Annotated in this window: 23 protein-coding genes and 2 pseudogenes; 22 read left to right on the top strand and 3 right to left on the bottom strand. The window is 57.1% G+C overall.

Annotation, left to right across the window (positions count from 1 at the left end; genetic code table 11):
- Positions 1–333 precede the first annotated feature (333 nt).
- From C451_RS22705 to C451_RS19370, 11 genes are all read left to right on the top strand, one after another.
- Positions 334–498, top strand: a complete 165-nt coding sequence (locus C451_RS22705) for a hypothetical protein (RefSeq protein ID WP_161605874.1) — start codon at positions 334–336, stop codon at positions 496–498.
- Positions 499–599: 101 nt separating this feature from the next.
- Positions 600–761, top strand: a complete 162-nt coding sequence (locus C451_RS22700; protein WP_161605873.1) for a hypothetical protein — start codon at positions 600–602, stop codon at positions 759–761.
- Positions 762–1,014: 253 nt separating this feature from the next.
- Entirely contained in the window at positions 1,015–1,191 is a 177-nt protein-coding gene (locus tag C451_RS22695; RefSeq protein WP_161605872.1) for a hypothetical protein, read from the top strand.
- Between the two features lie 66 nt (positions 1,192–1,257).
- Positions 1,258–3,051 (top strand): DEAD/DEAH box helicase, encoded by a 1,794-nt coding sequence (locus tag C451_RS19400; RefSeq protein WP_007743354.1) that lies wholly within the window; start codon positions 1,258–1,260, stop codon positions 3,049–3,051.
- 126 nt (positions 3,052–3,177) lie between these two features.
- A complete protein-coding gene (locus tag C451_RS19395; protein ID WP_007743353.1) occupies positions 3,178–3,660 on the top strand; it encodes a hypothetical protein in 483 nt (160 codons plus the stop codon).
- A gap of 63 nt (positions 3,661–3,723) precedes the next feature.
- Positions 3,724–4,212 carry a hypothetical protein gene (locus tag C451_RS19390; RefSeq protein ID WP_007743352.1) on the top strand — a complete coding sequence of 163 codons (489 nt, stop codon included), beginning with the start codon at positions 3,724–3,726 and terminating at the stop codon, positions 4,210–4,212.
- 24 nt (positions 4,213–4,236) lie between these two features.
- Positions 4,237–4,395, top strand: a complete 159-nt coding sequence (locus C451_RS22690; RefSeq protein ID WP_161605871.1) for a hypothetical protein — start codon at positions 4,237–4,239, stop codon at positions 4,393–4,395.
- Between the two features lie 314 nt (positions 4,396–4,709).
- Complete coding sequence (locus tag C451_RS22215) at positions 4,710–5,024, top strand: hypothetical protein (protein ID WP_152420512.1); 315 nt, start codon at positions 4,710–4,712, stop codon at positions 5,022–5,024.
- Between the two features lie 57 nt (positions 5,025–5,081).
- Positions 5,082–5,363: a hypothetical protein gene (locus C451_RS19380; RefSeq protein WP_241431264.1), complete on the top strand. Its 282-nt coding sequence runs from the start codon at positions 5,082–5,084 to the stop codon at positions 5,361–5,363.
- Complete coding sequence (locus C451_RS19375) at positions 5,356–5,637, top strand: hypothetical protein (protein WP_007743349.1); 282 nt, start codon at positions 5,356–5,358, stop codon at positions 5,635–5,637. Before C451_RS19380 ends, C451_RS19375 begins: the two co-directional genes overlap by 8 nt.
- Before the next feature lie 334 nt (positions 5,638–5,971).
- Positions 5,972–6,547 (top strand): hypothetical protein, encoded by a 576-nt coding sequence (locus tag C451_RS19370; protein WP_007743348.1) that lies wholly within the window; start codon positions 5,972–5,974, stop codon positions 6,545–6,547.
- On the opposite strand, the pseudogene C451_RS21235 reads toward C451_RS19370, so the two are convergent.
- A pseudogene (locus C451_RS21235) lies at positions 6,542–7,631 on the bottom strand (transposase). The gene C451_RS19370 and the pseudogene C451_RS21235 sit on opposite strands and share 6 nt — an antisense overlap.
- Before the next feature lie 53 nt (positions 7,632–7,684).
- Between C451_RS21235 and C451_RS19360 the strand changes: the two are divergent.
- From C451_RS19360 to C451_RS19335, 6 genes and pseudogenes are all read left to right on the top strand, one after another.
- Positions 7,685–7,810, top strand: a pseudogene (locus C451_RS19360) (replication factor A); the annotation flags it as partial.
- A 568-nt stretch (positions 7,811–8,378) separates the two neighbouring features.
- The gene (locus C451_RS19355) at positions 8,379–8,741 is read left to right on the top strand and encodes a hypothetical protein (RefSeq protein WP_007743344.1); all 363 of its coding nucleotides are present in this window, start codon (positions 8,379–8,381) and stop codon (positions 8,739–8,741) included.
- Between the two features lie 131 nt (positions 8,742–8,872).
- A complete protein-coding gene (locus tag C451_RS19350) occupies positions 8,873–9,442 on the top strand; it encodes a metal-dependent hydrolase (protein ID WP_049913260.1) in 570 nt (189 codons plus the stop codon).
- 398 nt (positions 9,443–9,840) lie between these two features.
- The gene (locus tag C451_RS19345; protein ID WP_007743340.1) at positions 9,841–10,116 is read left to right on the top strand and encodes a primase-like DNA-binding domain-containing protein; all 276 of its coding nucleotides are present in this window, start codon (positions 9,841–9,843) and stop codon (positions 10,114–10,116) included.
- Positions 10,117–10,315: 199 nt separating this feature from the next.
- Positions 10,316–11,344, top strand: coding sequence for a transcription initiation factor IIB (locus C451_RS19340; RefSeq protein WP_049913256.1), 1,029 nt, complete (start codon positions 10,316–10,318; stop codon positions 11,342–11,344).
- Between the two features lie 127 nt (positions 11,345–11,471).
- Complete coding sequence (locus tag C451_RS19335; RefSeq protein ID WP_007743330.1) at positions 11,472–12,443, top strand: transcription initiation factor IIB; 972 nt, start codon at positions 11,472–11,474, stop codon at positions 12,441–12,443.
- A 37-nt stretch (positions 12,444–12,480) separates the two neighbouring features.
- Here the strand turns inward: C451_RS19335 and C451_RS19330 are convergent, their stop codons facing one another.
- On the bottom strand, positions 12,481–12,753 hold the full coding sequence (locus tag C451_RS19330; protein WP_241431263.1) for a hypothetical protein: 273 nt from the start codon (positions 12,751–12,753) through the stop codon (positions 12,481–12,483).
- A 111-nt stretch (positions 12,754–12,864) separates the two neighbouring features.
- Between C451_RS19330 and C451_RS19325 the strand changes: the two genes are divergently transcribed.
- From C451_RS19325 to C451_RS19315, 3 genes are all read left to right on the top strand, one after another.
- Complete coding sequence (locus tag C451_RS19325; protein WP_007743327.1) at positions 12,865–13,161, top strand: hypothetical protein; 297 nt, start codon at positions 12,865–12,867, stop codon at positions 13,159–13,161.
- A 112-nt stretch (positions 13,162–13,273) separates the two neighbouring features.
- The gene (locus C451_RS19320) at positions 13,274–15,772 is read left to right on the top strand and encodes an ATP-dependent DNA helicase (protein WP_007743322.1); all 2,499 of its coding nucleotides are present in this window, start codon (positions 13,274–13,276) and stop codon (positions 15,770–15,772) included.
- Between the two features lie 220 nt (positions 15,773–15,992).
- On the top strand, positions 15,993–17,102 hold the full coding sequence (locus C451_RS19315) for a phosphotransferase family protein (protein WP_007743321.1): 1,110 nt from the start codon (positions 15,993–15,995) through the stop codon (positions 17,100–17,102).
- 54 nt (positions 17,103–17,156) lie between these two features.
- On the opposite strand, the gene C451_RS19310 is transcribed toward C451_RS19315, so the two are convergent.
- Positions 17,157–17,675: a GNAT family N-acetyltransferase gene (locus C451_RS19310; RefSeq protein WP_007743320.1), complete on the bottom strand. Its 519-nt coding sequence runs from the start codon at positions 17,673–17,675 to the stop codon at positions 17,157–17,159.
- A 278-nt stretch (positions 17,676–17,953) separates the two neighbouring features.
- On the opposite strand from C451_RS19310, the gene C451_RS19305 reads away from it, so the two are divergent.
- The gene (locus tag C451_RS19305) at positions 17,954–18,934 is read left to right on the top strand and encodes a hypothetical protein (RefSeq protein WP_007743319.1); all 981 of its coding nucleotides are present in this window, start codon (positions 17,954–17,956) and stop codon (positions 18,932–18,934) included.
- Positions 18,935–19,164: 230 nt separating this feature from the next.
- Positions 19,165–19,515, top strand: coding sequence for a MarR family transcriptional regulator (locus tag C451_RS19300; protein WP_007743318.1), 351 nt, complete (start codon positions 19,165–19,167; stop codon positions 19,513–19,515).
- Positions 19,516–19,835 lie beyond the last annotated feature (320 nt).

Below are 19,835 nucleotides of genomic sequence, written 5' to 3'. Positions count from 1 at the left end.
TTTTTTGTCGACGGATGAATCGGTCTGTCGAATCGTGCAGCAGTATCTTCAGCCGTCGTCAGGGGACTGATGGGGGCGGAATTCTTAGACGGGCTCAGTAGAGATCATCTTTTTTTAGTGTTCGGCCACCCGCGCGCCTTCGGCGCGCGTCCTCCCCAACCGACTCGCTCTCTCTGCACCGCCCGAGCGAGTCCCTCGCGCGCGGACTGCGCCTTGGCGCAGTCAACGCACGCGCCACCGCTCCGGCCGCTGTCTCTCAGGTACAAGAGAATGGAAGACCGACGTGTCCGCCGCCGATTTGTTTCCCCCAGAAGGGGTGAGGTGTTCGAAGAGATGAGTTCCTACAGCCGTTCCGACGAAAGTGCAGACGAAGAAACGTGCTCCAACTGCGGGCATACAGGCGAACCGGTCGTCTACGAGCAGCGCGTCGATCACGCTGATCCCACCAACACGGTCGCGGTGCTTGCCCAGTGCGGCGAATGCGGCTACCCGCTCTAAGTTCCACACCAATGTACGCCATCACCGATTTCATCCGACGACACGTGCGTCACTACTCAATCAAGTACCGACTTCGGGCTCGTGCGCGCAGCGACAAGCCTATGGACGAAGTGCTCCTCTCGAATGGGTTCGCCGAGATCGGCGACATCGTCCAAGGCTACTGCGATCACCCGCCAGCACTCACGCGCGAATGGCACGATGGGGACTATCTGCACCGGGACTGCAAGTGCGGCACCTACCTCGGGGTCGTCGAAGAGCAGTAACAGCTCTCGCGGCTTTTTTCTGCTCCTTCGGCCACCCGCGCGCCTTCGGCGCGCGTCCTCCCCAGCCTCCTCCCTTCGCGGCGCACTCAGAGAGTGCGCCACTCCGGTCGTCCCTCGCGCGTTCTGCGCGCCGAAGGCGCGCATTCATCACGCGCCACCGCTCCGGCCGCTGTCTTTCAGGTACAAGAGGATAGAAGATCGACGTGTCCGCCACCGATTTGTTTCCCTCAGAAGGGGTGAGGTGTTAGAAGATATGACCGATACGAGCGACGACAGTCAGCACGCCACGCAACGAACGCACACAACGAGCCAGGACGAGTTCGAGGCCAACTTCGATCTCGTCGAGTGCAGTGAATGCGGCCGCCAGTTCAATCTCAGTGCGCAATCGTACTACGGGCCTCGTTGTCCCAACTGTCAGGTTGACGACTGACTGCGTGTAGTTTCTTTCCTCTAGAGGGGTGCAGGAGCCGGAAACAGTAGCTCACGAAAACCATCCATGAGCACTCAACAGTTCAGTTACGACCGTGTCGAATCGCCATACGGACCGAAGCTCGCCGTCCAGTTTGACTACGACGCTGCCATCGTCGATGCGCTGAAACGCCTCAGTTGGTCGAACACCCACCGGGCCTACAACGATCCTGACGACACCGATGCGGTTGCAGACTACCGCTGCTGGACGATCGACCATACCAAAGATGCCCTCAAGGCCTTCGAAACCGAACTCGGAACCGCTGTTCCCGACGACTACTGGCCGGGTGGTGCGCCCAGTGACAACTCAACGGTGCGGCTGATCGTCCCCGAAGGGTCGAGTCACTTCCGCGTCGAAAGCCAATCCGACCGCGTTGTCTCACTGCTTGACGCGGCGTTCTCGTATCGTGTCGAGGACGCTGAATACGTCACCGCCTACCAGAACGGTGAGTGGGATGGGAAAGAACATCTCTTCGAGACGCGCTTCCGACGTGCCCCGGTCGGCCTACTCGATCGAGCGCGAGCACTACTCGAATCAGAGGGCTACAGCGTCTCCGTCGAGCGAGAGGCTCCAAATACGGGCCGGGAGATCGCAACGGAGTGGACATTCGATCACGATCTGCGGCCGTACCAGCGCGAAGCCATCCAGGCGATGCTCGACGACGATGGTGGGGTCGTCGCACTCCCGACCGGGACCGGCAAAACCGTCGTCGGACTCCGATTCATCCATGCGCTGGAGAGCCGCGCGCTCGTGCTCGTCCACAGTCGGGAACTCCTTCACCAGTGGGCCGAGCGCATCGAAGCCACGCTCGGTGTCGAGCCGGGGGTCATCGGTGACAGGCAGTTCACGCAGGGGCCAGTAACGGTCGCCACACTCCAGACGGTCATGAAACAGGGCGGTAACGGGGCTCCCTCGGCGCTCGATGGAGACTACGGCATCGTGGTTTTCGACGAGTGTCACCGGACGAGTGCCGCCGAGCAGATGCACGAGATCGGGACGGATATCGACGCCTTCTACCGAGTTGGCCTCAGCGCGACTCCGTGGCGGCGCGTCGACGGCGAGACGCTGAAGATCGAAGCCGCAGTTGGCCCGATCGCTCACGAGGTCTCACCACAGCGCATGATCCAAGAAGGGTATCTCGCGAACCCCACCTTCGAGGTCATCGATCCAATGGACTACGGCCAGCCTCGCCACGCGAGCGTGAACGAATCCTACCAGAACGCAAAAACGCGAGTGATCGAGTGCGATCCAGCACGGCTCACCGCCATCGCGAGCAAGACACACAAACTCGCAGACGACGGGCATCAGGTCCTCGTGAACGTGAGTCGCAAAGGGCACGGTCGACTGATCGCCAGCATGCTCGACGGAACGGTCAGTGTGGACGATATCGTGGCCGGCATCGACAACTCTGACCGCAAACGCCAGCTTCGCCAGTCCTTCCAGAAGCTCGCGCAGATTAGCAATACCGACGCTGTGATGCTCACGGGTGAAACGCCGGACGCAAAACGCGACTCGATTCTTGACGATCTCGAGCGTGGTGAACAGGAAATCGTGATCTCGACCATCCTGAAGGAAGGCGTCGATATTCCGAGTCTCGATGCCGTGATCCTCGCGCACGGCCAGCGTTCAGATATCGAGACGATCCAGACGATCGGGCGGGTGCTGCGGCCGAGCAGTGGTCGAGGAGCACGGGTCGTCGACGTTATCGATCGGGGCCGATTCTTCCAGGAAGCATACGAAGAGCGCCAGCAGACGATGAAAGACTACTACGAACTGGAAGACTCGCCGAGCACCGAGACGCCGCGCCGGGCGGTCGTCTGACGTACCTTATGTAACATTCCGTCTTCGGTAGAAGGCTCGTGAATTACATAAGGCGATGGAGTGAGCGCGTTGGACCACCCCGTTGAAGTGAGCGCCGAAGAATTTGTCTTCCCATAGAGGGGTGAGATGGTCGAGATGGATACCGACACTCCAAGCGAGACAGAAGAGGAAACGAAGACGAAACTCGACGCCGGTCGCCAGAACCCCGTCAAGACAACGTTCACATTCCACGCCAACGACGCCGTCCCGTTCGATGCCAACGCACTCCACAGCTACCTCTTGGTGCAGGCCGAACAGCACTACTTCTGCAGTTCACCTGACGACGTCGTCGCGATGTTCGAAGCCGAATTCGCTTCCCCCGGTGTCGTTCCGGAGTTGATCGCGACGACCGTCGCCGATCGCCTGACTGAAAACGGAATCGCCGAAGCCCCTCCCGGCGACGATCTGCACCAGGATGCGCTCGTGGTGCTGTTCGTCGACGAATTCACCTCCGCATTCGCCGCCGAACCCTCAACGCTTCCTGATCCACGTGGGATTCCTGTCTCCGCAACACCTCCGGGCCGGGGCGGGCTTGTCGAACGCCTCTGGGAGTGGTTCGAAAGCTGGTAGCTCCACTATTCGATCCCGTCAGCAGTTTTTCTTCCCGAAAAGGGATGGACGTGATCGCACACGATGAGCGCATCAGACCGGTCAGGAAACGACGGAGCAGTATGGTCGCAACCACGCTACTCCGTCGCGTATCGCGAGGCACGCGCCGTGCTCAATGCCCAACAGCAGCGCCAGAACAACCTCGACGACAAGGCACTCCGAACAGCCCGCCTCACAACCATCGTCGTCGGTTCCATCATCACGGCTGCCAAAGCGTTCGATATCGCAGTGATGGAGCCACTGGGGTACGCCGGCATCTGCCTCCTGGTCGTCTCCTTCGGGACAGCACTCGCATCGTTTGGGATGTCCAGTCCGATTCTGGGTCCCGGTTCCGAAGGACTCAGAGAGCTCGTTCGCGAAGAGGATGTCTGGGAACGCACGTTCCTTGCACAACTGGAAGCCGCGGTCGCGATCAACACCAGCCAACTCAACCGATGTTCGTTCCTTCTGCTGGTCAGCGACGGAACACTGTTCGTTGGAGTCATCGCATCGCTGTCCGCAGTAGCACTTTAGACAATGGAGAAACTACAGCCACACATGAGCGATAGCACGGAACACGAATCAAAGCTCTCGGTCAGAGAGTGGGGCGCGACGTGGGGATCTCCCAGTGAGATGATCCAACAGTGGATCCAGCGGTTCCAAAGCAGCAACGAGAACCAACAGCACCAGACTCACTCAGACGACGACTCAGAATAGCGGCACTCGCCGACAGTCGGCTTTTTTTGCTCTGTAGCCTCCCGCGCGCCGAAGGCGCGCGTCCTCCCCAGCCTCCTCCCTGCGGGGGCGCACTGACGTGCGCCTCCTCGGTCGTCCCTCGCGCGTTCTGCCGGCTTGCGCCGGCATTCAGCGCGCGCCACCGCTCCGGAACAACATTCATATTTCGACTTCCAGGTGGGATCGCTCGATGAGAAAATCGATACGTTCGCGAACGGATCCTGAATTCGATTTCTGAGTCCAGTTTCTGTGACATCCACCAGCAGTTTGTTCGCTCTGGAGGACCGAGAAGACAGATGAACTGGGTACAACGCGCTGTTGCAGCGGCCGACCTCGTCTCGGCACAACTCAGCAAGGCAAACACGAGATGCTTGCGACAGCCGCTTCAATCGCTTCGAATCGTGCGTGAAACGGCGACGGATGTGGTGATCACCAGCCACCTTGAGCGGGCACGCGAAGACGTTGCGAATGGCGATCGAGAAGGGTTCGAGCGCCATTGTGAGTACGCGGGGCGGCTCGCTCGCTGGTACGCTCCCGATCGGTTGGATGATATCGAGCGTCTGTTGGAGGCCCACTCTGATCGACACACGGATTCGCTGAGCTGTCGGTAGTCTGCTTTCCGGATACGTTCGCCAGCAATTTGTCTGCCCCAGAGGGGTGAGATGCTGATGAACTGTCTCCGGCATCCGTTCCGGACGCTCAAGCAGGTCCACGCAACGCTCGTTCATCGAGCTATCACCGCGAATCTCGAGCAAGCGCACGAGCACGCTACCAACGGCAACTTCGAAGGTTTCGAGCGCCACTGTGGCCACGCCGAACGACTCGCCGAGCGCCACGCCCCGGGTCGCGTCGACGACGTTGGCCGGGTTGCGGCCGCGGGTCCCGATCGGTTCGGTGACTCGATCGACGCACACCAACCAGAAGCTACCGAGATGACAGCCAATGCCTGAAAGCAACTGTGAGTTGCCCACCCGCGCTGAAACCGTCGAACAGGTTGAGTGGCACGACCGCTTCGCCGAAAACATCCCGAGCTACCTGAGCGAGGAACAAACCCAAGCACGGCTACGGACCGGGATCGAGCGTGGACTGAACGCGCTCTGGGAAGAGCATGGCCGACTCACTGATATCGAGATCGAGACCGAAGTCCACCGGAGTCGTCTCGAACCGCAGTGCAGCTACCTCGAAGTCGAAATCGAGGCTGCCTCGGTGCGATGGTCGCGGTAGCAAAGCGCAGTGCGGGAAGCAACGGTGCGGTTGGCGGCGGAACCTGCGGAAGCGGCGGTGTGGCGGAGCAGCGGTATCAGCTGGTCTTATGTAACGAAACGGTGTGGATAGACCCTTTCGTTACATAAGGCGAATCAGCAGCCTTTGCAGCCGTTCCCGAACGTGATCGGCTACACAGCACGGACGAGCGGAAGTGGATTGCAGGCCACAAGCCACAAACTGCAACTGCCGAACCGCGAACCGCGATCCCCGACCGCCTCAGCATTTTATCCACCCCAGAAGGGGTGCAGGGTCGAGAGAAAAGCGATCATCGGCCCAATCGGAGACTCGAACAATGTCCACGGAATCCAAGCAGATGGCCGGCGAGGCACAGACTCAGAACAACACGGAAAGCGGCGGTAGCGGTGTCGACTACCCGACCGGGTGCGCGGCGATCAACAGCACTGGCCGGTGGCTCGACATGGAAGTCAAGATCCTCGAACTGTGGGACTACGGTTCAGTGGATGCAATCGCACAGGGCGGTCTGCTTGGCGATTCATCAGGCTACATTCGATTCGTTACGTGGGCGTCGTCGGATCTCGATGCACTCGAAGAGGGCCAGTCGTACGCACTGGAGAGTGTTGTTTCCGGTGAGTTCGACGGCAACTACACAGTCAAGCTCAACTCGGAAACCGAGATCGCGGAGATCACCGGCCCGGCTGCCGAGCGCGAACAGCTCGCTGCTGGCGGCGATACGGCCGTGGCGCTGGGGTCGATCAATTCGGCCGACAACTGGATCGATGTCAAGGCTGAGGTCGATCAGTTGTGGGAGCCGTCCACCGACAGTATCGCCCAAGCCGGGCTGCTCTCAAGCCGTTCCGGGTCGATCAAGTTCATCTCGTGGGGCGGTGGCGCAGAATGGTTCTCATAGGGTGATGGTTGGACTGGCGATGTCGTTGTCTCGTTCGTGATTTGTGAGTGCAACCGCGAGCCGAAGACACAACGCCAAGAAGACGTGGGATTTGACTCTGACTCGGCCTCGGACCCGCGGGGTCCCGAGGCCGAGATCCTTACAGACACCAATCGCTGTCTCGATCCGTGACCGCTTCCGATNCGGCCTCGGACCCGCGGGGTCCCGAGGCCGAGATCCTTACAGACACCAATCGCTGTCTCGATCCGTGACCGCTTCCGATAGGCCTCATCTAGCCGCTCTTCTGTGACTGCAATCGTATCCTCAACACGATATTCGATATCGAGCGGATCAGCGGCGTTGCGTTGGTTATACGGGACAACCGGCACGACCCCCTGCTCCAGCAGGCGGTCGTGCCAATCGAGCATATCGAATTCGGCATCACCCAGCATCCAGATTGGTTTCTTGACGGCGAGCGCGTCACTGGTGACGCGCATCGCCGTCTCCTGATCGGCCTTCTTCGCGGGTGTGAACGTGGCTGCAACCGGAATATTGTCTGCAGCGGTTACCAGACAACAGCCGTACCCGTAGTAGAAGTCATCTTCAGCATGATCGTAGTTCCACTCAGCCTCATCATCCTGCTGATCGACGGGGATGTCGGTGCCNCAGCCGTACCCGTAGTAGAAGTCATCTTCAGCATGATCGTAGTTCCACTCAGCCTCATCATCCTGCTGATCGACGGGGATGTCGGTGCCATCGATCCGATAGAGCTTGCCGAGCGGCACCTGCTCGGCAAGCTCATGAACCAGCGTGATGAACACGTCCTCAGCAACGAGGTCGAAATCAGTGGTGAACCGCTCAAGCGTCCGCCGGGACGGCGGACGCGTGAATCCACACTGTCGCCAGACGTCCTCGTTGTGGAGTTCTTGGGCCATTGGACGCGGTCCGTAGATATCGTGGTAGANGGATCGGGGGCGAACACGGGATAGTCAACGAGAAACGAGAAGTCAAGATGTTCGAAAAGTGCTGCTGTCTCGGTCTCCAATGCTTTGAAAACCTGTTCGACCGTCGCGTTATCCGGTAGGACGGACTTGGTCGTAGACATATCAAGTCCATCCTACCGCATTCCTTGTGAGGACTTCTGCGCCACCGCCCTCGTGGGTCAATTCGGACCTGCCCGACCTCGAAGAAGGTGAAACGTATCGGTTCGAAAGCGTCGTGACTGACGAATACGAAGGGCGGTACTCGGTCAAGCTCACCTCGGAAACCGAGATCGAGCAGCTGAACGGCGTGGTCGCGGTGACGAAGTGACGGTCAGGCACTTATCGATCCTCTTTTTTTTTGGTGTTCGGCCACTCGCGCGCCTTCGGCGCGCGTCCTCCCCAACCTCCTCCCTGCGGGGCGCACGTTGTGCGCCTCCTCGGTCGTCCCTCGCGCGCGGACTGCGCCAAGGCGCAGTCACGCACGCGCCGCCGCTACCACTACAGAACGATCAGCAATGACGTAGAGCAGCCAGCAGCAGTATAGCCTTGTCTTATGTAACGGATCGACCGGGGTACGTTTCCATCTGTTACATAAGGCAAGAGCGAGTCGGGCTGTCGCGACGACGGGATGCAGAACCGTACCTGAGAAGTCAGCTACCGATCCAGACAGGGCCGTACATACCTGATCCACAGCCATCAATACTATATCCCACATCAATCTACACAAATACTGGAATCAGCATGTCCACTGCTCCAAATCAGGACCGCTGGAACAGAGAGACAACCAGACAAAGCAGGCAGGACAACCACGAGAGTGGAAGACATAATCCCGTCACTTTCTGGTATGCCGAAGCACTCGGCCAGCGAAGATGACTGAAGAAATCCCACAAGACCTCAAACCGACACCCGGGCCAGATTTGGAGGGGTTTCGACAGATTCTGTTCGGGATTCTCTTGGCCGTGACCAGCCCGCTGCTTTGGGAGGTGGGTGTCGCAATGGACCCAGGTATCGTCGGAGTGTGGAGACAATGGATTCCCGTCGCCCCTTTTGGGCAGTTCTTCCCGTCAGTTCTGCCCCAATTTCTGATATCGACTCTGTATCCACCCCTGGTGAGTGGAGGCGGGGGCAGCATAGGAGCGCTGACCGCCTTTGTTGCACCGGTCGCATTCGGAATTGGTATTCTTTTCATCATTTTTGGAGCTGTCTGGATCGCGGTTGAATTCCTCCGCTAGCGTCGAGATCGTAGGTTAATTTCATATCGATAGCGAAGTGTGTCGCAGACGGCCATTCATTTCATCCTAAAGTGATCAACGATCACTCAAACCAAGAAAACATAAAGGAGCGTACTGCTATCCAATATATCATGCATCGCTCCGGCCATCTGGGGATTACGCTCATTCTTGCAGCCCCGATCATCCTGTTCTTGGAACTTCCTCTCGGAATTGTTGTTGCTGGAACGATGGTTGTCTTCACTAGAATTCCCGACAAGGATCAGAAACTCGATTTCCTCCCGGGGATCAACCACCGCGGCGTCACGCATACACTCTTGTTTGCAGTACTCTGTGGAGCAATCATGCTGTATGGAACTTCGTATGCGACAGATCTATTCTGGACTGACCTCGTGAGATTTCTCTCTGCCGATCTCGTGCCTTCGCAAGAGCAATTCTCGATGTTAGTCGGTATCGGAGCTTTCCTTGGTATCATTTCACACATTCTTGGAGATGTGATTACTGTTGGGAGTAAACGATACGGCGTGGTAATCACCCCTTACTGGCCGATAAGCAAGCGTATTGTTCGGTTTGGTTGGTGCTACGCAAGCAACAAAAAGTGGAACCTTGGATTCCTGATTCTTGGCCTACTGTTGAGCGGAGTGGCACTACTGTTTCGGATACAACCACTGGCGACACGATTTTCGCCCGGTATAGCGTTCTGATCGGCGATTGCTTTGATATCTATCTCATATTCTCTGCAAGAATGGAATCAAGGGAATACCGCTAGCCCTTCGAATTCGGTTCCAATCCTCCTGAGATTGAGGGAATCGGCTGTCGCTGACGAAGTTTTTCTCCAGCTGGAGGAGTGGCTCGTTCCGGAGTGTCGTTCTCCCCTCCGCCTCCCTTCGGCGACAATCTGGGACGAGTCTCCCGTCTTCCGCCACCGCTCTCATCCCTTCGCTGACCGGCCCACGGGGGAGCTTTTCTCTCCTCCGTCATGAAATCTTGATCGGCTGAAATATCATCTTGTCTTTTAGATATTTTCGATTTTTATTTTAATATATTCAATCTCTCTTCCAATCGCCGGAAACACTACAAAACCCCCAAGCGTACCCACAACATGTCGACAAGTGCAGATAGCTCTGGAATCGATGCTGCAACAACGTTCGTCGAGTATTTCGTCATCGAAGACGAGGACGGCAGCATTCTGAAAACCGATCTCTACCACGCGTACGTTGTTTGGACAGCCCAGCGTGGTCACGAAACCGTCCCAGAGCGACAATTCTTCGAACTACTTACCGAACAGGTCTCCTTTAAACCGACTGCGATGACTGTCAACATGGAGTGGGTCCAGCGCTTCGACGGACTTGCGATTTCGCTCGTTGACGCGTTTTGAGTTCGGCAGGTTGAGCAGTCGCTACTACTGAGGGGTGAGAGACAGATACTGTCGCTTCGACTGATTCACCCCTCCACGAATACACTTCGAAGACGGGGTGTCGGGTGCCTCCCGACTGTTTTTCTCCTCCTTGAGCAGTGAGAGGGCACTACCACCAGGAGGCACTTCGCGTGCTCTGGCCGCCCTTTTCGTGATTTTCATGGTTCCGAATCAATCCGACCGAGTTGACCAGTCTGTCCAGGGCGACCAATCCAACGGATGTGAGCAGACTTCCACTGCCTCTGAGCGTGGTCGTGAATACAGCGCCGAATCCGAACCCAATCGCGAACGCGACTACGATACGTGCCCGGAGTGTAGTGGTCGACTCGAACACGATCCCCAACACGGTGAACGGGCCTGTACTGAATGTGGCCTCGTCGTCGACGAGGATGAAATCGACCGCGGTGCCGAGTGGACCGCCCACTCGGCTGAAGAACAACAAGAGCGATCCCGTGTCGGTGCACCAATCACGCCAACAATGCACGACAAGGGACTCTCGACGGAGATCGACTGGCGTGACAAAGACGCGCGTGGAAAGCCACTCTCCAGCCGCCAACGCCGGAAGATGCAGCGCCTCCGAACGTGGCACAGTCGTTCGCAGACTGACGGCACCCAAGAGCGCAACCTTCGGCACGGTCTCGGTGAAATCGATCGGATGGCGAGTGCGCTCGGCCTCCCGACATCGATACGCGAAACGGCAAGCGTAGTCTATCGACGAGTTATCAGTGAGAATCTGCTCATCGGTCGGTCGGTCGAAAGCGTCTCTGCGGCAGCACTCTACGCTGCAACGCGACAGTCCAGCTCAGCGCGCTCACTCGATGGGATCGTTGGAGTTGCCCGTATCGACAAACAGTCGATCGGACGCACGTATCGTCACATCAATCGCGAGCTTGGCCTCGAAATCGAGCCACCAGATCCAACGAATCACCTTCCTCGCCTGTGTTCGATGCTCGATCTGTCCACCGAAATCGAACAACAGAGTCGTGAGCTGCTTGAGACAGCCATTGCAGCAGAAGAAATCAGCGGGAAGAATCCAGTCGGGCTAGCCGCCGCTGCGGTCTACGCTGGCTCTCTCCTCTGTAACGAAAAGATCACGCAGAAAGCCGTCAGTGAGGCCGCCAGTGTCTCCAAAGTCACTATCCGGAATCGCTACCAGGAACTCCTCGATCTGTACGAACAAACCCAGTGACGGGATCGCTGAGCATTCCCGTGCCACAATATTCCTAATCGTGTTTGTCCCTCTCAATGGGTTTTTGTAGTCGTTACGCCGTACAATGAATTATAGCAATTCCGAACCACACGAACACAATCCTACAATGGTCGAAACCACACAGACAGAACGTGAACGCGTCGAACGCGAGACAGATGAGGTCGAACAGGCCACTGATACATGTCCAGAATGTGGAGGCCAGCTCAACCACGATTCCGAACACGGCGAACGAGCCTGTACCGGATGTGGCCTCGTCGTCGACGAAGATGAAATCGATCACGGACCCGAATGGCGAGCCCATACGCAGAAAGAGCGCGACCAGAAGTCTCGTGTCGGTGCGCCCACGACCAATCTGATGCACGACAAAGGGCTCTCGACCACCATCAGCTGGCAAAACAAAGACGCCTACGGCAACGCTCTGAGTCCGGAAAAGCGCCAGCGGATGCAGCGCCTCCGAACGTGGGATGAGCGCTCTCGTACACGTAATCCCAAAGAGCGCAACCTCAAGCAAGCATTCGCTGAAATCGAGCGGATGGCGAGTGCGCTGGGGCTGCCACAATCTGTTCGCGAGACCGCAGGTGTGATCTACCGTCGCGCAATCGAAGACGGCCTGCTCCCGGGTCGTTCCATCGAAGGAGTCGCTACTGCCGCTATTCACATCGCCTCCCGGCAAGCGAATATACCACGATCACTCGACACTCTCGCCGAAGTATCGCGGGTCGAAAAACTTTCGATCACGCGAACGTATCGATATGTCACTCGTGAGCTGGATATCAACTTGCCTCCAGCAGACCCACTGGAGTACCTCCCGCGGTTCGTGTCTGATCTGGATCTCTCCGACGAGGTCGAACACCGAAGCCGTGAACTGCTCGAAACAGTCAGCGAGGATGAACCGAGCTATCTGAGCGGGAAGAATCCAGTCGGGCTGGCCGCCGCTGCGGTCTACGCTGGGTCGCTCCTCTGTAACGAGAAGGTCACGCAGGTTGCAGTTGGCGAAGTGGCGGATATCTCTCAGGTCACCATCCGGAATCGCTACACGGAACTCCTCGAATTCCAGGATGACGTGCCAGTACCCTGATTCGGCATGCCGAATAGCCCGGGCAGAACTCAGCTGCTCACTGGCAGGTAACTTGGTAGTAGTCAGTGAACTTCACATAATCCCCATTCGAGAGCACGCTCGCGGAGCACACAGATTCCTCGACTGAGGTATCTCCGATCAGTTTCGGGAATTGGTCCTTGAAGCCCTCACTCAGCTCGTCGTAGTGGAAGACAGCCGCGTCGTCTGGGACGCTTTCCGTCTTTTCGACGTGGACTGTGCTCTCCATGGCTCTGTCTACAATGACATCTCTTATCATGGTAGTCCTTAGCATTAGTGCAGTCTTTGCCACCCCGCCCTCTCGGATTGTTTGTTTCTCCGCCCACACGATAGTTAGAAATGTGACTGATTCAGAGCAACGTTCAAATGGGAGGGCAAAATACCTGTGAATGGAGTTTGGCCCATGAGCGAAAATAACGAAAACTCCGAGCGCGAACATCCCGATCCGGGAGAGCTGAGAGACGAGATCACGGCCGAAGACTTCCCCTCCACCCCCGAAGAGATGGGTCTCGAACTGGATGACATTCCTCCCGAGTCCAAGGTAGAGAGGAAACAGTCAGTCCGTGACGAGCCGGATGCAATCCTCGAAGAGAACTACGATCGGTGTCAGCCGGACCTGACCGATGTCATGAGTGGCGAATCCAGTCGACTTCAGGATGGCAGTAGTCGGGACTGGCACGAACCGCGATCCCTCTACTGAACGATTTGGCCTTCCAACAGCCGGTTTCAGCGCCCAGTCACCGACGTTCCCGTCTTTGAGTTGCGGATCCGAACGACAACCAGAGTGAGATAGATGCACGAAATCGATATCGATGAGTGACGCAGAAGCTGGCACAGAAACCACGGACAACCCTACCAGCGAAAAAGAGGCTCGTGCTGGGCTCCGCAAGGGTTCGCCAGACAGCGTAGGTTTCTCGTCCGACGGCCCCGCGACAGACTGGCGGACATACTTCCCCTACGACCAGCCCCGCAATGCCCAGGTCGATGGCATCGAGAACATCATCGAAACCGCCTCAGACCGGGGATACACCACCCTCGAAGGGGCCTGTGGGACCGGGAAGACACTCGTCGCCCTGTGTGGTGGAATCCAGCTTGTTCGTGATCCCGACTCCCCCTACGAACGGCTGTTTTGTGTTACTCCAGTCAAGCAGCAGCTCCAAGCATTCGAGGACGATCTCCGGGCGATCAACCGTGCGCTCGACAATCGCGAGAACGATAGCGACAACGGTAGCGACAACGACAGCGGTATCGAGCCGGTAAGCGGGCTCACGCTGGTCGGCAAAGCCGACGTGTGTTCGTACACCAACACAGGCCGCATCGACGATCGAGCGATCTACGGGAAGTGCGAGGACCTCCGCGAGCCCGTCCGCCGGGCTGCTCGATATGCTGACGACGGTCAGCGTGCAGTTCGTGAACTCGCCAACGACGCACGTCTCGATTCGTACAACACGAGTACCAATACTACCGCTCAGCAGCCCGTCGCAACCAACGACTGGACATCCCCCTACACTCAGCAGTTTCCCGAAACTGACCAGAGCGATACTCCGTACTGTCCATTCTACGCGAAATATCGTGCCGAGACGTTCGACGAGGGCGACGGTGGCTACACGCCAGAGGGGATGCTCACACCCGACGATCTCGTTGCACAGGCCAGCAACGCTGGTCTCTGTCCCCACGCTGTGATGAGCGACAGCCTCCAGAACGCCGAGGTCGTCATCGGCAACTACTACCATCTCTTCGATCCGACGACGCTCGCCGCCATGACCGGCGAGCTGATCGACGACCAGACGCTGGTCGTCTGCGATGAAGCCCACATGCTCATTCCACGGGTGCGCGACCTGCTTTCGGATACACTTACCCACTCGACACTCTCCAATGCCATCTCCGAGATCGAAAACCGCGTCCTCGAACAGGATCGTCCGGGTGTCGACCGCATCCTTCGGCAAACGCTTGCCGAGGAAGGCGTCCGCGAGGATGATCTCCGCTCATTCGTCGAGTTCCTCCACGAGGCGAAGTTCTTCCTCGAAGAGCAGGCCGTTGACGCGCTCGATGACGAAGACTCCAACTGGGAACGGACAAACATGGCGGAGCTGCCCGACGAGATACAGCATCCGCTCCGAAATCCCACGACACCGCAACCAGACCGCTTCTCGGAGTGGGCCGCGGACAACGGCTATACGAACATCCTGAGAGATGCAAGCCATATCGGCACCGCAGTCGCAACAGCGCTCCGCGAAGCCTCCAACCGTCACTCAACGTTCGAGTGCTCGAAAACGTTCTCCGATACCGTCGGGGGCGTGTTCGGACGATGGGTCGAGTGCGGTCACGAGCAGTATTTCCGTTCGGTCGAGCTTCAGCAACGCGCCAGCCGCGATCCGTCGGCGGACCTCGCGTGGAACAAAGAGTACACCGCGCAGTTCCAGATGCACAACTGCCTGCCGGCCACCGAGATTGCCGGTCGGTTGGGCCAGTTTGCCGGTGGCCTCCTGATGTCAGCAACGCTGGAGCCGCTTGATGTCTACCAGCGCTCGGTGGGACTCGATCAGCTCGAAGCGAAGGGGCGACCGGTCCAGGAGCTGACCTACGGACTCCCGTTTCCAGATGAGAATCGCGCCTCGTTCGCCGTCGATCTCGAGAAATTCACCTACAAGAACCGTGGTGGAACGGACGGTCGGTGGCGCGATCCCAGTCAGGACGCACTCCGCGAACACTACGCTGAGGTCGTCCAGAGCGTGGCGCAGACGACGCCGGGGAACGTCCTCGTTGCGATGCCGTCGTATGCAGAGGGTGAGTGGATTGCAGATGTCCTCCGACAGTCAGGAGGTGTCCGGAAAGAGGTTCTCGTCGACGAGAGCTCGGCTAATGAGGTGACTGACGAGCTGAAAGACGAATTCTTCGCTGGCGGCGACAAACTGCTGGTCACATCACTCCGGGGGACGCTCACCGAGGGTGTCGACTACGACGGTGACCGACTCGCGGCGTGTGTGGTTTGCGGTGTCCCAATCACGAACATCAACGGACCGGTGCCGAAGGCGATCAAGACCGCCTACGAACGCGAATTCGGCCAGCACAACGGGTTCGACTACGCCTTCACTGTCCCAGCAGTTCGGAAAGCACGGCAGGCGCTTGGGCGGGTGATCCGTGGCCACGACGAGGTTGGCGTACGCGTTGCTGCTGACCGGCGGTACGCATCGCGCCATCAGTGGGACGATGTTCGCGAGTATCTTCCCCAGTACGAGCGGGAGGATTACATGCCGGTGGAGCGCACCGATCTCGGTGGGCAGTTGGAAACGTTCTGGAATGGGGTTTAGCCGAAGTCTTCGTACTTTCCACTGTTGCGGAATAGCTACCTGTTGGAATCTGCGTGCAAGACTTAGAGCGTGTATTCATCAAAAGAATCCGTTCGATACAGCCCGATAGAAGTACACACAGTCGTTCAGCTTGGATGTCAACGCCATCCCACCGAAAGGCCGCTCGTCCTCAACACACGCTGCGCCATGCTTTTCCGGTGTATCTCCATAGCGGAAACGTATGTCGAGTGCTGATGAGGAACAGTCGCCCGGCGAGATCTCCGATGAAATGCTGACTGAGATGGTCCGCCATCTACGATCTTCTTGGACTTTGGAGAAAGTCGAGCGCGTGGAGGAGGGTGTCAATTCTACGGTTGTCCTTAGTGTTAACACGTCAATAGGCGACCGACGAACCGTCCTCAAGGCAATTACCAGTTCTCACCCGCTGGCGGCGGACCGAGCTCGGGCCGAACCAATGGTCCTCTCGCTCCTTCAGCGAGAGACGGCTGTTCCTGTCCCGGTTGTATTTGGCACTTGCGACGATCACGAAACCTACCCAACCCCGTACTTCCTAATGGAATACGTCGACGGTGAGACGATCAGCGCCGCTGATGCACCAAATCTCTCGTTCGATATCCGTAAGACGATCTTCCGTGAGGCTGGGCTGAATCTAGCGGGACTCCACGCACTCGGGCCCTTGGACGAAGTAGGTGATTTGGTGGGTAAGGACGGCAAGGTGTCGGTACTCGACACGCCCGAAACGCCCAGTCATGACGTGTTCCACGACTGGTTGCTCGAATCGTACGAGGAGACACTGGACCAACTATTGGACGAGGGTGGATACTTCCCGGAACTCACGGAGAATCCGAACCGCTTCGACGACCTCGTCCCTGAAATCCGAGATTATCTACGAGGGACGATTCCGGACCTCCCTCCATCACAACCACCGACCTACTGCCACAAGGACTACGGATACTGGAATCTGGTTGTCGCCTCGGAAACCGGAGAGACACGTGCAGTTCTTGACTGGGCGAATCTCATGTCCGCTCCACCCGGGTTCAACCTTGCTATCGCAGAATCGAAGCTACTGAAACCAGATTTAAACACGGACGCCAGCGCATCGGCAGGTCGCGCTGGTGAGTTGCGCCGAGCGCTCTGGAACGGATATGAGTCGGTACGCGACGAGTGGACTTTCGATGCGGCCACGCGCGAACGGATTCGTGTGTACCGGCTCGCGTTCCGTCTTGATCAGATGGCTTGTCTCCCCCTGTTCGCCAATATCGACCCGACACTGGATGACCGCGAAATCCGGGCTGCTGAACATCGAGCATTCGTCGAACAATATCTCTAAGTAGAGGACACCAGCTGCACTGGACAATCTCAATCTCGAAACAGCGGTAGCATATTACAGTTGCAACTCATAGACGATTGTCGGGAACGTGCTATCACTGATTTCGACCTCGCCTGTCGCGATTGGCGTGAATCCGCGCGCCTCGTAGAAGCGTTCGCCGACCACGTTTCCCGAGAGCATTTCGAGTTTCACCGCCTCGATGTGCTCAGGAACTAGGTCGAAACCGTGCTCAAGAAGAGTCGTACCGATACCATTTCCCCAGTAGTTGGGGTCGATGTAGATTTCTTTGAGACCGACTTCGTCCTCATCCACGAACTCTTTGGCGTCCTCGCCCCAGCGGAGATAGATGTACCCTCGGACGGTATCGGATGCATCGACGGCGACGAGAAACCGGTTGTGGTCGTCACGAAACTCAGCCAAACGGTCCTCGACTACCGCATCAGAAGTGTCGAAGCTCCGGTCGTTGAGGACGGCATCTGGAAGTATCTCGTCGTAGGCTTCACGCCACGCTAAGACGTTGACTCGTTCCACTTCCCGCACATCGTCAACTCCATCGAGATGCCGAACCTCCATAGCCCAACAATTCGTATTGAATAGCAAATAACCCGTGGATAAATCGGTTTGCCCGCTGATCGCACAACGCCATCTTCAGCACAGACGGCTGCAAGAGACGCGCTCTGTATGCAGCAGGAACTGAGCTACCTACTGGTTTTCTGGCAGAACGCCCGTGTGAGGTGTAGAGGCTACATTCAGCACGATTCTTCCGAGATTTTGATTCAATCACATCAACGCAGTACCTCGGATACGTACCTAATATATATCCGCCAGACATATGACCGATTTATCAACGGATGTTTCAATACCAGTTCGATAATGACAGCGGAGAATATGCCATCGCAAAACAACAAGCAGAGAACTACCCAGGAGATGACCCGGAAAGCAGAATTAAAGGGAACTTGGGCGAAATTGCTTTCAAGAAGCTTTGCCAGTACACGTTAGACGTATCGACTTGGCACTGGAACAACGAGCAAGAAGTCCTACGTGGACAACGAGAATACAACGATTATGACTTCGCTCTATTCGGGCAGACGGTAGATGTGAAAGCCCGCTCTCGTCTCGATGCGTTTTTCGACCTTGACTCAGATGACGTTTCGAGTGATTATATCGTATTGGTCTGGATACCTCCGCGGGTGACTGAATCTGTCTTAGAGAGCGATTCACTCATAGATCTCTCACGTATCCATCCGAGGGAACACGATCCAGCTATTGTCTTCGGATTCTGTGAGTCTGAAGAGTTGAATAGCGAAACCAGGACTCTTCATCATCCTGATCCAGGTGGTCCGAAGCTCAGCAATATCCCAGTCCAGCCGTTTTGGCAGCCCATGTTCGGCGAGAATCTGAACCATGTTCTTACGGAACGGAGAAATTTCGGAGTTCAACAGCAGATCGGCCACTGGCGAGGTCACTTTGACCAAGATGGCGAGCGATTACTGCCGGGGATTACCGTCGAGATTGATGAAGAAGGTATGTCCGTTTCAGAGGAAACACCTGAAACCGGATTAATCGTCGAGTGTCTCACTGAGCCGGGCGGTGTTGACTTCGATGCAGGAGAGCAGAGATATACTGAACAGTTCTCCTTTTCTCTTGATTCGTTGACGGTCGGCCTAGTTGATGAGAACTCAATTGCCGATGAACTGAGAGAAGAATGTCGCCGGTACGTCAACGCTAATTTGTATCCAGTTGTCTCTGGAATCGTCTCTGCCGACATGGAAATCCATACAGTATCGACAAAGGATGTGTCAAAAACAGGGTCAATCTCAGTGTACTCGTAGTGGCAAATCACTTTCTGCTGTCTATAACGGCGAGTTCGAGTGATCGATACGCGCTCTGTAGTCAGCACCGCCGTTCAGAACTACCGTACCTCTGGCAGTTCTCGCCTGACCGGTTCAGAGGGTGTATCTCGCATCTGGTTTATGTCGCCATCTATATATTTCCGATGCTGTGTCACCTACCGGTGTGACTTGTGGTAAAGGGTTAAGTCCCGTAGTGCGTTCATTCCAGTATGAGTGAGACAGACCGCGACGAATGCGGACGATTCACCGGCGAGGTCACGGAACAGGACATTCTCAAAGCGTTCGACCGGGCGGACGCACCGTTTCTCACGGCGGCGGAACTCGGCGAAGAACTCGGCGTCTCCCGGCAGGCGGCAAACTATCGCCTCAAACGGATGCGCGAAGAGGGACACGTCAAGCGCAAACAGACAGGCGCGCGCTCGGTCGGATGGTGGGCGACCATCGCACCTGAGCCCTCCCCCGAGACGCTCCGCGACATCGAGGCGACCGAGGGCGAGCTAGAACACGGCGAAACGATCAGTCAAGCGGAGATGAAGAAGCGTCTCGGTATAGATCGCTAGGGCAAAGTCGAGTACAGCACGCGCGCCGTCCACTAACTTGATGATCCCGAGGTCAAAGCCGCGCTGCTCGAAAAGATCGACTAGTCCGTTTGATTGTCTACTTCTCGCTGTCCGAGTTTGTATTACCGCTGTTCAGACAAATCAAGGTCCTCGAAAGCTGCTTCAAGAAGATCTTCAGAAGGGTATCTTGGTAACACTTCATCGGTACCATGGATCTGTGCTCGTTTGGAAAAGGTATCTGTTTAGCGGAACAGCCAAGGAGAAATCGTAGCTCTCAGGGAAGAGCAGGACGAACAGCCGCTAATCGTGCTTTCCGGGCC

The organism is Halococcus thailandensis JCM 13552, assembly GCF_000336715.1.
Classification (GTDB): domain Archaea; phylum Halobacteriota; class Halobacteria; order Halobacteriales; family Halococcaceae; genus Halococcus; species Halococcus thailandensis.
The sequence above is the reverse complement of the archived record's forward strand: the minus strand, read 5'-3'. Positions and strand labels throughout refer to the sequence as shown.